The 15,286-nt window shown below is 56.1% G+C and carries 11 protein-coding genes; 1 reads left to right on the top strand and 10 read right to left on the bottom strand.

Annotated elements, in window-relative coordinates:
- Positions 1-33: 33 nt before the first annotated feature.
- From eno to rlmD, 5 genes are all read right to left on the bottom strand, one after another.
- Positions 34-1,332, bottom strand: coding sequence for a phosphopyruvate hydratase (gene eno, locus ACH1XZ_RS14910; RefSeq protein WP_035892853.1), 1,299 nt, complete (start codon positions 1,330-1,332; stop codon positions 34-36).
- 79 nt (positions 1,333-1,411) lie between these two features.
- Positions 1,412-3,046 (bottom strand): glutamine hydrolyzing CTP synthase, encoded by a 1,635-nt coding sequence (gene pyrG, locus ACH1XZ_RS14905; RefSeq protein WP_035892851.1) that lies wholly within the window; start codon positions 3,044-3,046, stop codon positions 1,412-1,414.
- Positions 3,047-3,269: 223 nt separating this feature from the next.
- On the bottom strand, positions 3,270-4,061 hold the full coding sequence (gene mazG, locus ACH1XZ_RS14900; RefSeq protein WP_395596176.1) for a nucleoside triphosphate pyrophosphohydrolase: 792 nt from the start codon (positions 4,059-4,061) through the stop codon (positions 3,270-3,272).
- Positions 4,062-4,134: 73 nt separating this feature from the next.
- Positions 4,135-6,372, bottom strand: coding sequence for a GTP diphosphokinase (gene relA / locus ACH1XZ_RS14895; RefSeq protein ID WP_395596175.1), 2,238 nt, complete (start codon positions 6,370-6,372; stop codon positions 4,135-4,137).
- Positions 6,373-6,422: 50 nt separating this feature from the next.
- Positions 6,423-7,721, bottom strand: a complete 1,299-nt coding sequence (gene rlmD / locus ACH1XZ_RS14890; protein ID WP_395596174.1) for a 23S rRNA (uracil(1939)-C(5))-methyltransferase RlmD — start codon at positions 7,719-7,721, stop codon at positions 6,423-6,425.
- A 56-nt stretch (positions 7,722-7,777) separates the two neighbouring features.
- On the opposite strand from rlmD, the gene barA reads away from it, so the two are divergent.
- A complete protein-coding gene (gene barA / locus ACH1XZ_RS14885; protein WP_395596173.1) occupies positions 7,778-10,531 on the top strand; it encodes a two-component sensor histidine kinase BarA in 2,754 nt (917 codons plus the stop codon).
- Between the two features lie 78 nt (positions 10,532-10,609).
- Here the strand turns inward: barA and ACH1XZ_RS14880 are convergent, their stop codons facing one another.
- The 5 genes from ACH1XZ_RS14880 to ACH1XZ_RS14860 all read right to left on the bottom strand — a co-directional run bounded on the left by ACH1XZ_RS14880 (position 10,610) and on the right by ACH1XZ_RS14860 (position 14,969).
- Positions 10,610-11,749, bottom strand: coding sequence for a glycerate kinase (locus ACH1XZ_RS14880; RefSeq protein ID WP_395596172.1), 1,140 nt, complete (start codon positions 11,747-11,749; stop codon positions 10,610-10,612).
- A gap of 86 nt (positions 11,750-11,835) precedes the next feature.
- Positions 11,836-13,176, bottom strand: coding sequence for a glucarate dehydratase (gene gudD / locus ACH1XZ_RS14875; RefSeq protein ID WP_395596171.1), 1,341 nt, complete (start codon positions 13,174-13,176; stop codon positions 11,836-11,838).
- A 222-nt stretch (positions 13,177-13,398) separates the two neighbouring features.
- Entirely contained in the window at positions 13,399-13,842 is a 444-nt protein-coding gene (locus ACH1XZ_RS14870; RefSeq protein WP_395596170.1) for a flavodoxin, read from the bottom strand.
- Between the two features lie 15 nt (positions 13,843-13,857).
- Positions 13,858-14,640 carry a tRNA pseudouridine(65) synthase TruC gene (gene truC, locus ACH1XZ_RS14865; protein ID WP_395596169.1) on the bottom strand — a complete coding sequence of 261 codons (783 nt, stop codon included), beginning with the start codon at positions 14,638-14,640 and terminating at the stop codon, positions 13,858-13,860.
- Entirely contained in the window at positions 14,640-14,969 is a 330-nt protein-coding gene (locus tag ACH1XZ_RS14860) for a YqcC family protein (RefSeq protein ID WP_395596168.1), read from the bottom strand. The genes truC and ACH1XZ_RS14860 overlap by 1 nt, the downstream gene beginning before the upstream one ends.
- Positions 14,970-15,286 lie beyond the last annotated feature (317 nt).

Below are 15,286 nucleotides of genomic sequence, written 5' to 3'. Positions count from 1 at the left end.
GGGCTGGCATTTTTATCTCAGAGAAAATCGGGCTTATGCCTGACCTTTGATCTCTTTACGACCGTTGTACGGCGCTTGTTCACCCAGAGCTTCTTCGATACGAATCAGCTGGTTGTACTTAGCAACGCGGTCAGAACGGCTCATAGAACCCGTTTTGATCTGGCCAGCAGCGGTACCAACAGCCAGGTCAGCGATGGTAGCGTCTTCAGTTTCGCCAGAACGGTGAGAGATGACAGCGGTGTAGCCAGCGTCTTTCGCCATTTTGATCGCAGCCAGAGTTTCGGTCAGGGAACCGATCTGGTTGAATTTGATCAGGATGGAGTTAACGATGCCTTTTTCGATGCCTTCTTTCAGGATCTTGGTGTTGGTTACGAACAGATCGTCACCAACCAGCTGGATTTTGTCGCCCAGTACTTTGGTCTGGTATGCGAAACCAGCCCAGTCAGATTCGTCCAGGCCATCTTCGATGGAGACGATTGGGTACTGTTTGGTCAGTTCTTCCAGGAAGTGAGTGAATTCTTCAGAGGTGAATGCTTTGTTGCCTTCGCCAGCCAGAACGTATTTACCGTCTTTGTAGAATTCAGAAGCTGCACAGTCCATCGCCAGAGTGATGTCTTTGCCCAGCTCGTAGCCAGCTGCTTTAACCGCTTCAGCGATAACAGCCAGAGCTTCAGCGTTAGAACCCAGGTTAGGAGCGTAGCCGCCTTCGTCACCCACTGCAGTGTTCATACCTTTAGCTTTCAGAACTTTAGCCAGGTTGTGGAACACTTCGGAACCCATACGTACGGCTTCTTTCAGGGATTTCGCGCCAACTGGCTGAATCATGAATTCCTGAATGTCGACGTTGTTGTCAGCGTGCTCGCCGCCGTTGATGATGTTCATCATCGGAACTGGCATGGAGTATTTGCCTGGGGTGCCGTTCAGTTCAGCGATGTGAGCGTACAGTGGCAGACCTTTAGCAGCGGCTGCTGCTTTGGCATTTGCCAGAGATACGGCCAGGATTGCGTTCGCGCCGAAGTTGGATTTGTTCTCAGTACCGTCCAGATCGATCATGATCTTGTCGATGCCAGCCTGATCTTTAGCATCTTTACCCAGCAGAGCCTGAGCGATTGGGCCGTTTACCGCACCAACAGCTTTCAGTACGCCTTTACCCATGAAGCGAGATTTGTCGCCATCACGCAGTTCCAGTGCTTCGCGGGAACCAGTAGAAGCACCTGATGGAGCTGCTGCCATACCGACGAAACCACCTTCCAGGTGTACTTCTGCTTCAACAGTCGGGTTACCACGGGAGTCGATGATTTCACGACCGATGATTTTAACGATTTTGGACATTAGGTTTTCCTCAGTACAAGTTAAACTAAAACTCCAGACAAACAACGCCCCTCGTGGGGCGTTGCCGTTCTAACTTTTCTTACTTCTGACGCTTCTGGTACTCGCTCGCGGCTTTCACAAAGCCAGCAAACAGCGGGTGCCCATCACGCGGCGTGGAAGTAAACTCCGGATGGAACTGACAAGCAACGAACCACGGGTGGTTCGGCACTTCGATGATCTCGACCAACTGATCATCCCCGGAACGGCCCGCAACGCGCAGACCTGCAGCTTCAATTGGTTTCAACAACATGTTGTTGACTTCATAGCGGTGACGGTGACGCTCAACGATAGTTGGCTCGCCGTACATCTGGCGGACCAGGCTGTCATCGCTAAGCTGGCACTGCTGTGCGCCAAGGCGCATTGTGCCGCCGAGATCGCTCTTTTCAGTACGAACTTCGACATTGCCATCTTCATCACGCCATTCGGTAATGAGCGCCACAACCGGGTACTTACAGTCTGGCACAAATTCCGTAGAGTTGGCGTTTTCCATACCTGCAACGTTACGCGCGAATTCGATCAGCGCAACCTGCATACCCAGGCAGATGCCCAGATAAGGAATTTTGTTTTCACGCGCATAGCGTGCGGTAGCGATTTTACCTTCAACACCGCGGTAGCCGAAGCCGCCAGGGATCAGGATAGCATCCAAATCTTTCAGAATTTCGACGCCGCGCGTTTCCACATCTTGCGAATCAATCAGCTTGATGTTGACGGTTACGCGGTTTTTCAGGCCACCGTGTTTCAGCGCTTCAATCACCGATTTATAGGCATCTGGCAGTTCAATGTACTTGCCGACCATACCAATCGTGACTTCGCCTGCCGGGTTCGCTTCTTCGAAGATAACCTGTTCCCATTCGGCCAGGTTTGCTTCCGGGCAGTTCAAGCTGAATCGTTTACAAATATAATCGTCCAGCCCCTGAGATTTCAACAAGCCTGGAATTTTATAAATGGAATCGACATCTTTCATTGAAATAACGGCTTTTTCAGGCACGTTACAGAACAATGCAATTTTTGCACGTTCGTTGGCCGGAACCGCGCGATCGGAGCGGCAGATCAGGATATCTGGCTGAATACCGATGGACAGCAGCTCTTTCACGGAGTGCTGAGTCGGTTTGGTTTTGACTTCGCCCGCCGCTGCCATATATGGCACCAGAGTCAGGTGCATGAACAGCGCGTTTTCACGACCGATATCCACGGCCAGCTGACGAATCGCTTCCAGGAATGGCAGGGATTCGATATCACCGACGGTACCGCCGATTTCAACCAGCACCACATCGTGACCTTCGCCACCGGCGAGGACGCGCTCTTTGATAGCGTTAGTGATGTGTGGGATAACCTGCACGGTTGCGCCCAGATAGTCGCCACGACGCTCTTTGCGCAGGACATCTGAGTAGATACGGCCGGTAGTGAAGTTATTGCGGCGAGTCATTTTGGTACGAATGAAGCGCTCATAGTGACCCAGGTCCAGGTCGGTTTCAGCGCCGTCTTCGGTAACGAACACTTCCCCGTGTTGGATCGGGCTCATGGTGCCAGGATCGACGTTAATATACGGATCCAGTTTCATCATGGTCACGTTGAGGCCACGGGCTTCAAGAATGGCTGCCAGGGATGCTGCGGCAATGCCTTTACCCAGAGAGGATACGACCCCGCCGGTCACAAAAATATAGTTCGTTGTCATGCTGGACCTGAGAAGTTAGGGTGAAACGATGGAATAACCAAGACGGGAAAGTAGTATACCCGAACATGGCGAGCGCCACAAACTTTCATTCTCGCTCCTCAATCGCCGCAGAAACAAACATGGGGAGTGAGAAAATAGCCCCTTTGGGGTAAAAGTTTTTGACGCAAATCAAGCGCTTGTCATTTAAGATTTCGCACTTTTCGCCCTTTCCCACAAAAATTCTTTAGAGATCAGATTCCTGCCGTTTTACCTGCTGCCAAACTTCTTCCATCACATCCAGATCCACACCGGTCATTTCCAGGCCACGCGCGGCGACAATCCGCTCAACTTCGCGGAAACGGCGCTCAAATTTTTCGTTCGCCTTCTGCAATGCGGTCTCTGCTTTTACCCCTAAATGGCGAGACAGGTTAACGGTGGCAAACAACAGGTCGCCCACCTCTTCTTCCAGTTTAGCGTCGTCAACCACCGCCTGCCTGGCTTCATCCATGACTTCGTCGATCTCTTCATAGACTTTGTCCAGCACCGGGCCAAGGGTGGTCCAGTCAAAACCTACCGCCGAGCAGCGTTTCTGGATTTTGTGCGCCCGCATCAGCGCCGGGAAAGCGCGCGGAATATCGTCCAGCGCCGAGTGCTGCGCTTTCTCTGCCCGTTCAGCAGTTTTGATTTTCTCCCAGCGGGTCAGCACTTCCTGGCTGTTTTCCGCACTGGCGTCGCCAAAAATGTGCGGGTGGCGGCGCTCCAGCTTGTCGCTGATAGCGGCGCAAATATCGTTGAAATCAAAGCGCCCCTCTTCCTGGGCCATCTGGGCGTAAAACACCACCTGGAACAGCAGGTCGCCCAGCTCGCCGCGCAGGTCGTCAAAGTCTTCGCGCGCAATGGCGTCGAGCACTTCGTACGTCTCTTCCAGCGTGTAGGGCGCAATGGAGCTAAACGTCTGCTCTTTATCCCACGGACAGCCGTTTTCCGGGTCGCGCAGGCGCTGCATGATGCCGAGCAGTCGGTCGATTTGAGTCATGTGGAGATCCTGGAAATTTAAAAATAGGTAGGCCGGATAAGGCGTTTATGCCGCCATCCGGCCTACAAGCGAATTAACCGCCGTGCAGTCGACGAGCGTCGATCACATCCGGTACCTGGTTCAGCTTGCCAAGCACGCGGCCCAGCACCTGCAGGTTGTAGATTTCGATGGTCATGTCGATAGTCGCCATCTGCTGCTTGGTGTCGCTACGGCTGGCCACGCCCAGCACGTTCACCTTCTCGTTGGCGAGGATGGTGGTGATATCGCGCAGCAGACCACTGCGATCGTTGGCCTGAACGCGTACTACCAGCGAGTAGCCCGCCGAGTAGCTTTCGCCCCAGACGGCGTCAACGATACGCTCCGGCGCATGCGACTGCAGCTCCGCCAGCTGTTCGCAGTCCGCCCGGTGCACGGAAATCCCGCGCCCCTGGGTGATAAAGCCGACAATCTCGTCGCCAGGGATAGGCTGGCAGCAGCGCGCGATGTGATGCATCAGATTACCGACGCCTTCAACCACCACCCGGCCGTTGTCTTTGCTGCGGTTCTGCGGCGTATACGTCTTCTGCTGAAGCTGTTTCAGCGCGGCGGCGTCCTGCTCGGCGGCGCTTGGCTTATTGAACTGCGCCTGCAGGAAATTCACCATCTGGTTGAGGCGAATATCGCCGCCGCCAATGGCCGCCAGCAGCTCTTCCACGTCGTTAAAGTTGTAGCGCGGCAGCAGGTGCTTCTCGGCTTCCTTGAGGCTGATGCCCAGATGCTCCAGCTCGTCGTCGAGGATCTGTCGGCCGGCCAGCACGTTCTTGTCTTTGTCCTGTTTACGGAACCAGGCGTGGATTTTCGAACGTCCACGGCTGGTTGTCACGTAACCGAGGTTCGGGTTCAGCCAGTCGCGGCTCGGGTTCGGCTGCTTCTGAGTGATGATTTCAATCTGGTCGCCCATCTGCAGTTGATAGGTGAACGGCACGATGCGCCCGCCAATCTTGGCGCCGATGCAGCGGTGGCCGACGTCGCTGTGAATGTGATAGGCAAAGTCCAGCGGCGTGGAGCCTGCCGGGAGGTCCACCACGTCGCCTTTTGGCGTAAACACATACACGCGGTCGTCGAAGACCTGGCTGCGCACTTCGTCGAGCATTTCGCCGGAGTCGGCCATCTCTTCCTGCCACGCAATCAGTTTACGCAGCCAGGCGATGCGATCTTCGTGGCCAGAGCGTGGGCCGCTGGCCGCACCTGGGCCTTCTTTGTATTTCCAGTGCGCGGCAACGCCCAGCTCGGCGTCTTCGTGCATCTGCTTGGTACGAATCTGGATTTCAACCGTTTTGCCGCCCGGGCCTAATACCACCGTATGGATGGACTGGTAGCCGTTTGGTTTCGGGTTTGCGACGTAGTCGTCGAACTCATCTGGCAGGTGACGATAGTGAGTGTGCACTATCCCCAGCGCGGCGTAGCAATCCTGCAAACGCTCCGCGACGATACGCACGGCGCGCACGTCAAACAGCTCGTCAAAGGCGAGGTGTTTTTTCTGCATTTTGCGCCAGATGCTGTAGATGTGTTTCGGTCGACCGTACACTTCGGCCTTCACGCCTTCGGTCTTCATTTCGCTGCGCAGATGGCCAACAAAATCAGAGATATAGTGTTCGCGGTCAATACGACGCTCGTGCAGCAGCTTCGCGATGCGCTTGTATTCAGCCGGGTGCAGATAGCGGAAGCAGTAATCTTCCAGCTCCCATTTGAGCTGACCGATACCTAAGCGGTTGGCGAGCGGCGCGTAGATGTTGGTACATTCTTTGGCTGCCAGCACGCGTTCGTCTTCCGGCGCGTCCTTCACTTCGCGCAGGTGAGCAATACGTTCGGCAAGCTTGATGACCACACAGCGGAAGTCATCCACCATCGCTAGCAGCATGCGGCGGACGTTATCGACCTGCTCGGATGAGACCGCGTCGGTATGGGTGGCTTTCAGTTGGCGAATGGCCGCCATATCGCGCACGCCGTGAATCAGGGTGACGACCGATTGACCGGCGCTTTCGCTCAGCACTTCTTCGCTGACAACGTTAGCGTCTACTAACGGAAACAGCAGCGCGGCTCTCAGCGTGTCGTTATCCATGCTCAGCGTGGAGAGGATTTCGACCATCTCCACGCCGCGCCACAGCATCAGTTCGGCGTCATCATGTCCCACGGTTTGGCGGCGACAATAATCCCAGGTCTCGGCTAAGCGTTCACACGACTGCTGGCTGGAAATTCCCAGACTTGCGATCCATTTCTGTGGGTCAAATTCACCAGCTTTATTGAGATGTGCACTTCTTACCGCAACCATTGTCCTCTCCTTTCAGGGACCGGCCTGTCGAAGTCGACAAGCCACCGTTATTACCTACGCTCAAACAGCACCATAGATTCCTGGTGCCCAGTGTGCGGGAACATATCAAGCATTGCCATACGCTGAATTTGGTACCCCGCGTTCAGCAACGCCTCGCTATCGCGCGCCAGCGTCGCCGGATTGCAGGACACATACACCACCCGCGTCGGCGCCAATTTTATAACATGCTGCATCACGCCCGGTGCGCCAGCACGGGCAGGATCGAGTAAAACTTTGTCAAAACCGTGTTTCGCCCATGCCTGAAGTGTTACATCATCTTCCAGATTCTCGTGGAAGAAGGTGACATTCTCCAGCTGATTTAGCGCGGCGTTTTCGCGCCCTTTCGCCACCAGCGCCGGGACGCCTTCAACGCCAACAACGCTTTGTGCGCGGGCAGCCAGCGGCAGGGTGAAGTTCCCCATTCCGCAGAACAGGTCCAGCACCCGGTCGGTTGACTGTACATCAAGCCACGACAACGCCGTTGCAACCATCTGCTGATTCACGCCGTCGTTCACCTGAATAAAATCGCGCGGGCTGAAGGTTAAGCGTAGCCCGTCTGACGAATACCAGGGCTCTTCACCGGTAACGCGTTCAAGTATCTCGCTTTCTGGCGCCAGATAAAGCGCTACGCCGGAAGAATGCGAAAAGCGTTCCAGTTTTTCTTTATCTTCGTCAGAGAGCGCCGCCGTGTGACGCAGCACCATCAGTGGACCGTTGTCGGCACTAACGAGTTCAACGTGCCCGAGCTGGCGTTTTCCCTTCAGGCTTGCCAGGCATTCCCGCACAGCGGGCAGAAGCGCCTCAAGATTGGGCACCAAAACAGGGCATTGCACCACTTCGACAATATCGTTCGAATTCGCTTTACGAAAACCCATCTGTAGCTTTTGGGTTTTGGGCTGGTAATTCACGCTCAGCCGCGCGCGACGGCGGTATCCCCAGGCGTCACCCGAGATAACCTCATCCACATCGTGCTTCATTAACCGACTAAGCGCCTCGCGCTTGCTGCGCTGTTGTAGTGCAACAGACGCGTGCTGCTGCTGGCAGCCGCCGCAGACGCCAAAATGTGGGCAACGCGGCGTTTCACGCTCGGAACTGGTGGTCAGACGGCGTTTTACCTGCCCGCGCGCGTACTGTTTTTTATCTTCCGCCAGGGTCACTTCCGCGCTTTCATCTGGCAATAAGCCATTGATGAATAATGCTTTACCGTTGTGGCGCGCCACACCTTGCCCAAAGGGATCAAGACTGCTGACTGTCACGGTTATGATCTGGCGCGTCGTCACGCGCCGTTTTGCAGAGTAGAATTGCGCCATCGTAGAGATTTTTCTCAATCAAATATATTGCTCTGATTCTCCCACAACGGACCTCCATGACCAACTACAGCCTGCGTGCAAGAATGATGATTTTGATCCTGGCACCGACCGTACTTATCGGTTTACTGCTCAGTATCTTCTTCGTCGTACACCGCTATAACGACCTGCAGCGTCAACTGGAAGACGCCGGTGCCAGCATTATTGAACCGCTCGCCGTCTCCAGTGAATATGGTATGAATTTGCAAAATCGCGAATCCATCGGTCAATTGATTAGCGTGCTGCACCGCCGCCATTCCGATATTGTGCGCGCCATTTCGGTTTATGATGAACACAACAAGCTGTTCGTCACCTCCAACTATCAGCTGGACCCAAGCGAGCTGCAGCTCCCGCGCGGCACGGCGTTTCCCCGAAGGCTAAGCGTCACGCGGCATGGCGATATCATGATTTTGCGCACGCCGATTATCTCCGAGCACTATTCGCCGGATGAATCACCGCAGTCGGATGCCAAGACGCCGATTAACATGCTGGGCTACGTGGCGCTGGAGCTGGATCTCAAATCCGTCCGGCTCCAGCAGTACAAAGAGATTTTTATCTCCAGCGTGATGATGCTGTTCTGTATTGGCATTGCGCTCATCTTCGGCTGGCGGCTGATGCAGGACGTCACGGGGCCGATTCGCAACATGGTCAATACCGTCGACCGTATCCGACGAGGGCAGCTTGATAGCCGCGTTGAAGGCTTTATGCTCGGCGAGCTGGACATGCTGAAAAACGGCATTAACTCGATGGCGATGTCGCTTGCCGCCTATCACGAGGAGATGCAGCACAACGTCGACCAGGCGACCTCGGATTTACGCGAAACGCTTGAGCAGATGGAAATCCAGAACGTTGAACTGGATCTGGCGAAAAAGCGCGCGCAGGAAGCCGCGCGCATCAAGTCTGAATTCCTCGCCAACATGTCGCACGAGCTGCGTACGCCGCTTAACGGCGTGATTGGCTTTACTCGTCTGACGCTCAAAACCGAGCTCAACCCGACCCAGCGCGACCACCTCAATACCATCGAGCGTTCGGCCAACAACCTGCTGGCCATTATCAACGACGTGCTCGACTTCTCGAAGCTGGAAGCCGGCAAACTGCTGCTGGAGAGCATTCCTTTCCCACTGCGCAATTCGCTGGATGAAGTGGTCACCCTGTTGGCACATTCGGCCCACGATAAAGGGCTGGAGTTGACGCTCAATATTAAAAATGACGTGCCGGATAACGTTATCGGCGACCCGCTGCGTCTGCAGCAGGTGATCACCAACCTGGTGGGTAACGCCATCAAGTTCACCGAGAACGGTAACATTGACGTGCTGGTCGAGCAGCGCGCGGTCAGCAATAACAAGGTGCAGATTGAAGTGCAGATCCGCGATACCGGGATTGGTATTCCGGAGCGCGATCAGTCACGTCTGTTCCAGGCCTTCCGTCAGGCGGATGCCAGCATCTCCCGCCGCCACGGAGGGACCGGGCTGGGGCTGGTTATCACACAAAAACTGGTGCGCGAGATGGGCGGCGATATCTCCTTCCACAGCCAGCCAAATCGTGGGTCCACTTTCTGGTTTAACATCAACCTCGACCTGAACCCGAACGTGATTGCCGATGGCCCGGATACCAGTAGTCTGAAGGGTAAGCGAATTGCCTACGTAGAAGCCAACGCCGCTGCGGCACAGGCCACGCTGGATATGCTCGCCTCTACGCCGCTGGAGGTGGTCTACGCCGTCAGCATCGCCGCGTTGCCCGCTGAGTTCTACGATATTCTGCTGGTTGCCGTACCGGTTTCCGTTCGCGATCTGAGCATTCACCGCGAGAAACTGGGCATCGCGCTGGATATGACCGATCATCTGGTGCTGGCGTTGCCGTGCCACGCGCAGGTAGACGCCGAAGCGCTGAAGAAAGACGGCGCATCGGCCTGCCTGTTGAAGCCGCTGACAATTACCCGGTTGATGCCGGTGCTGCTGGAGTTTAGCCTCAACACCTCTTCTCAGATTGCCGTTCCGCACACCGAACATCGCCTGCCGATGACGGTCATGGCGGTGGACGATAACCCGGCCAACCTGAAGCTGATTGGCGCGCTGCTTGACGATCAGGTTCAGCACGTTGAGCTGTGCGAAAGCGGCCATCAGGCCGTTGAGTGCGCTAAGCAGATGAAGTTTGACCTGATTCTGATGGATATCCAGATGCCGGATATCGACGGCATTCGCGCCTGTGAGCTGATTCGTCAACTGCCGCACCAGCAGCAAACGCCAGTGATTGCCGTCACCGCCCACGCCCTTGCCGGGCAACGTGAAAAGCTGCTGACCGCCGGTATGAACGACTATCTGGCGAAGCCGATTGAAGAGAACCGGCTGCATGATTTACTGCTGCGCTACAAGCCAGGCGTCAATGTAGTGCCTCGCCCGGTGAACGCCGATCCGATTGAGCAGCCGGTCGATCTGAATGCCACGTTAGACTGGCAACTGGCGCTGCGTCAGGCGGCCTATAAACCCGACCTGGCGCGGGAAATGCTACAGATGCTGGTCGCCTTCCTGCCAGAGGTGCGCAATAAAGTGGAAGAGCAACTGGTGGGCGAGGAGCCGGAGAATCTGGTCGATGCCATCCATAAACTGCACGGTAGCTGCGGCTATAGCGGCGTTCCACGTCTCAAGCATCTCTGTCAGTTGATTGAAAGCCAGCTGCGCGGCGGCACGCCGGCTGAAGAGCTGGAGCCGGAGCTGCTGGAACTGCTGGATGAGATGGATAATGTGACCCGGGAAACCCGGAAGATGCTGGGGTAGATGCAGGTCCCGGCGGCGCTTCGCTTGGCCGGGCTACGATCGCGTAGGCCTGATAAGGCATTTATGCCGCCATCAGGCCTACAGTTCTTGCCCTATTTTAATGGCGGCGGCAATATTCCGCGCCGCCATCCTCACGTTCTCACCCGCTTCCGACAGCGCCTCTTCCAGCGTGCAAATGCGATACATCACGCTGAACACCGCATCAATGCCGTGCTGGTGTACCACGCCGACGTCCGGCGTCAGGCTTCCCGCAATCCCAATCACCGGAATACAGTAGCGCTTAGCCACCTTCGCCACGCCGACCGGCACTTTGCCATGAATCGTCTGGCTATCCATGCGCCCTTCGCCGGTAATCACCAGACGGGCATCCGCCACCAGCGCATCAAGGTGCAGCGCCTCGGTGACAATCTCAATTCCCGGACGCAGCGCTGCGCCGCAGAACGCATACAACGCAGCACCCATTCCCCCCGCCGCGCCGCCGCCCTCAAGCGTCAGCACGTCGTGGCCTAAATCTCGTTGAATACACGCCGCATAGTGCGCCAGTGCGCTGTCCAGAAGCGCGACCATCTCCGGCGTCGCCCCCTTTTGCGGGCCAAACACCGCTGAGGCTCCCTCTTCGCCGGTCAAAGGGTTGGTGACATCGCAGGCGACATCAATCTGGCAGCGCGACAGTCGGCTATCCAATTCGCTGATATCAATGGTTGCCAGCGTCGCCAGCCCCGCACCGCCCGGCGCAATAGGCTCACCGCTCGCCGTCAGCAGTCGGGCTCCTAGCGCCTGCACCATACCGGCACCGCCGTCGTTGGTCGCACTACCGCCAAGGCCAATGATGATACGGCTCACGCCGCACTCCAGCGCGTGACGAATAAGCTCTCCGGTCCCCCACGAGGTGGTTTGCAGCGGATTACGCTGAGCCGCAGGTACGCTCTCCAGACCGCTTGCCGCCGCCATTTCAATAAACGCGCATTGGTTATCACCGGAAATACCGTAGAAACCCCGCACCGGAGAGCCCAAAGGCCCTGTGACCTCTACGTCGACAACCCGCCCCTGCGTTGCCGCGACCATGGCTTCGACGGTGCCTTCGCCACCGTCGGCAACCGGCAGCTTAACGTACTGCGCATCAGGGAAAATCTCGCGAAAACCGTTCTCTATCGCACAGGCAACCTCCAGCGCGCTCAGGCTTTCCTTGTATGAGTCAGGGGCAATCACAATCTTCATGGGCTGTCCTTATGCGAGTTTGCGGCAGTGTTCTGCGCACCGAAATACGCAGAACACTGCCGACTCCAACGAAGTCGGCAGTAAGCTTAGCGCACCATGCACGGACGTTTGTTATCAAATGTCCAGTTTGGGATCAGATACTGCATTCCCATTGCATCATCGCGCGCGCCAAGGCCGTGCTTTTTGTACCGTTCGTTGGCCTTCATCACCTGGTCCATATCCAGCTCAACGCCCAGACCCGGTTTGTTTGGCACCTGCACCATACCGCCTTTGATTTCAAACGGTTCTTTGGTCAGGCGCTGATTACCTTCCTGCCAAATCCAGTGGGTATCAATCGCGGTAATTTTCCCCGGCGCGGCGGCGGCCACGTGGGTGAACATTGCCAGCGAAATATCGAAGTGGTTGTTAGAATGAGAGCCCCAGGTCAGGCCGAACTCATGACACATCTGCGCCACGCGCACCGAGCCCTGCATGGTCCAGAAGTGCGGGTCCGCCAGCGGGATATCAACGGATTGCAGAGACAGCGTATGGCCCATCTGACGCCAGTCGGTGGCAATCATATTGGTAGCGGTTGGCAGCCCGGTAGCGCGGCGGAATTCCGCCATCACTTCACGACCGGAGAAGCCCTGCTCAGCGCCACACGGATCTTCGGCGTAGGCGAGCGATCCCTTCAGATATTTACCGATCTGGATCGCTTCGTTCAGCGACCACGCGCCGTTGGGGTCCAGCGTCACGCGCGCCTGTGGGAAGCGTTTAGCCAGCGCCACAATAGACTCCGCCTCTTCTTCCCCTGCCAGGACGCCGCCCTTCAGCTTAAAGTCGTTGAAGCCGTACTTTTCATACGCCGCTTCCGCCAGGCGCACCACCGCATCCGGGGTCATGGCTTCATTATGACGCAGACGATACCAGTCGCATTTCTCATCCGGCTGGCTCTGATACGGCAACGGCGTGGCTTTACGGTTGCCGATGAAGAACAGGTAGCCCAGCATCTCGACTTCGCTACGCTGCTGGCCATCGCCCAGCAGAGACGCTACGTTGACACCCAGGTGCTGACCTAACAGATCGAGCATCGCCGCTTCGATACCGGTCACTACGTGAATCGTGGTACGCAGGTCAAAGGTTTGCAGGCCACGACCAGTCGCATCGCGGTCGGCAAAGGTGTTGCGCACGGTGTTCAGCACGTTTTTGTACTCGCCGAGGGTTTTCCCCACCACCAGCGGAATGGCGTCTTCGAGGGTCAGACGGATTTTCTCGCCGCCGGGGATCTCTCCAACCCCCGTGTGCCCTGCGTTATCCTGAATCACCACAATATTGCGGGTAAAAAACGGCGCATGCGCTCCGCTCAGATTCATCAGCATGCTGTCGTGGCCAGCAACCGGGATAACCTGCATGGACGTCACTACGGGCGTGGAAGCGTGAATCGACATGGTTCAATCCTTGTTTACAGTGGCGATAGCGAGAACGGCGCGCAAAACATTACGCATCTCACTATCAATAAGATGGGATGACTCAATGCAGTATAGAAAGCGGCGAGCAGCAGCTCATCGTGCAAATGCACAATTTTAAAGGGGGATATTATTAGATGATATTGCGAATGTACAAATAGCGACCGGTACGACAATATCGTACCGGTGCTTTTAGAAGCGCGTTTATTTCAGCAGCGTTGCCCACTGCTCAACCCACGGATTCGAGATGCTCTCCGGCTCGGGGTCTTCAGACGCATCAATCATCAGCATCTCGCCAATGCGCTGCGCGCCTTGTTCTTGCAGCAACGCGTCGAACCGCTTACCGCCGCCGCAGAAATTGGCATAGGTACTATCACCCAGCGCAATAATGCCGTAGCGCAGATGCGGCTGATACATATCCTGCAGATCGTTAAACAACGGTACGATACTGTCAGGTAAATCGCCTTGCCCGGTTGTGGAAGTCACCACCAGCACGTACTTCCCGGTGTAGCTTTCCCAATCAGAGACCATCGGGTCTTCAAACACCGTCGCTTTATGACCAAGACCGCTCAGAATGGTTTCTGCTTCTTCCGCCACCAACAGCGAATTGCCGTACATGGTGCCGACAAAAATCCCTACTTCAGCCATGCTTTAACTCCCTGTTTACTTCTGGATAGCTTCATCCTGACCGCAGTCGGTCGCAAACTCAACCCTTTCATTCTCAGGGAGAAGCCCGCGCCAGCCGAAATGTGATAAAGCCTGCATCCAGACATCGTCCAGCCCGGCGCGAATCGTCAGCGGTTCGCCGGTAAACGGGTGGGTTAACGAAAGTTGGCTGGCGTGAAGCATTAAACGATTACAGCCAAAATGCTCAGCACCGCTGCGATTCTGGCGCAGGTCGCCGTGCTTGCTGTCGCCGATAATCGGGTGACGAAGATGCGCCAAATGGCGGCGTAGCTGGTGCTTACGGCCCGTTTTCGGCTCCAGCTCTACCAGCCCGTAGCGGGTGGTCGGATAGCGGCCCGTCGGCACCGGCATTTCCACCGTCGCCAGACCCCGATAATGGGTCACCGCTGGCTGCGGGTCTTTATTTTCACGGGCAAACTTATCGGCAATTTTGTCGAGCTCTTCCACCAGCGGATAGTCGAGAACGGCCTCGTCCGTCAGCCAACCACGCACAATGGCGTGATAGCGCTTCTGCATCTGATGCTGTTCAAACTGCTGCGATAGCAGGCGGCCCGCTTCGCTGGACAGCCCCATCAGCAGGACGCCGGAGGTTGGGCGGTCAAGGCGATGGGCGGTGAAAACGTGCTGGCCAATCTGGTCGCGCACCGTTTGCATTACCACCACTTTTTCATCACGGTCGAGCCAGCTGCGATGTACCAGCCAGCCGGACGGTTTGTTGACCGCCACCAGCCACTCATCCTGGTAAATAATTTCCAGCATCAGTGGGTTTCACTTACGAAGAAGGCATCCAGCTGTTCCAGCGGCGGCAGAATAATCGCGCGCAGCGGGTGTGCGGCATCCAGCGCCATTTCATAGTATGGCGCGATAGCAAAACCGGTTGGCAGCGGCATACCGCTGTCGAGAAGTTGGTTCATGCGCGGAATCAACACCCATTGCAGCCACTCTAGCGGCTCCAGCGTATCCATACAGAACGGCTGGTCGCTGGCAAATGCGCTCTCATGCGGTGCCGTCTCCTGCCAGTGTTCATGCTGGCGCAGCAGATTTTCAATAAGCAGTAATTGGCAGCGTAAGTTGTCGTGGCGTGTCATGGAAACCTCAGAGGAAACAAAATCGGGCGCAGGATATCACTAGTTGGCGGGAAACAAAAAAAGGGAGCACTGTAAAAACAGTGCTCCCGGTTCGTTTCGCAGCAATCCAGCTACTTTTGGTGCTCCCTGCTCGTCCGTGACAACTTTTCCTGTGGTCTCCTGACCATGTTCGTCCATAAACGGTTGCTTCCTGCATCACACCACCCCGATGTGATTTCACCCAATCCTTGAGTGTGTCCTGATCTTCCTGATCCACCAGATATCCTGTCTGGCTCTCGTTCTCCGTCCTGGAGGTGTCCTTTAACGCGTTCCTGCGT

It is taken from the genome of Kluyvera chengduensis (genome assembly GCF_044197065.1).
GTDB lineage: Bacteria > Pseudomonadota > Gammaproteobacteria > Enterobacterales > Enterobacteriaceae > Kluyvera > Kluyvera ascorbata_C.
Note: the sequence above shows the minus strand (reverse complement) of the source record. Positions and strands in the feature narration are given on the sequence as shown.

Coding starts and splice junctions, on each gene's coding strand:
- mazG (WP_395596176.1), bottom strand. CDS start 4,061: ATGACTCAAATCGACCGACTGCTCGGCATCATGCAGCGCCTGCGCGAC.
- pyrG (WP_035892851.1), bottom strand. CDS start 3,046: ATGACAACGAACTATATTTTTGTGACCGGCGGGGTCGTATCCTCTCTG.
- eno (WP_035892853.1), bottom strand. CDS start 1,332: ATGTCCAAAATCGTTAAAATCATCGGTCGTGAAATCATCGACTCCCGT.
- barA (WP_395596173.1), top strand. CDS start 7,778: ATGACCAACTACAGCCTGCGTGCAAGAATGATGATTTTGATCCTGGCA.
- relA (WP_395596175.1), bottom strand. CDS start 6,372: ATGGTTGCGGTAAGAAGTGCACATCTCAATAAAGCTGGTGAATTTGAC.
- rlmD (WP_395596174.1), bottom strand. CDS start 7,721: ATGGCGCAATTCTACTCTGCAAAACGGCGCGTGACGACGCGCCAGATC.
- ACH1XZ_RS14880 (WP_395596172.1), bottom strand. CDS start 11,749: ATGAAGATTGTGATTGCCCCTGACTCATACAAGGAAAGCCTGAGCGCG.
- ACH1XZ_RS14860 (WP_395596168.1), bottom strand. CDS start 14,969: ATGACACGCCACGACAACTTACGCTGCCAATTACTGCTTATTGAAAAT.
- gudD (WP_395596171.1), bottom strand. CDS start 13,176: ATGTCGATTCACGCTTCCACGCCCGTAGTGACGTCCATGCAGGTTATC.
- truC (WP_395596169.1), bottom strand. CDS start 14,640: ATGCTGGAAATTATTTACCAGGATGAGTGGCTGGTGGCGGTCAACAAA.
- ACH1XZ_RS14870 (WP_395596170.1), bottom strand. CDS start 13,842: ATGGCTGAAGTAGGGATTTTTGTCGGCACCATGTACGGCAATTCGCTG.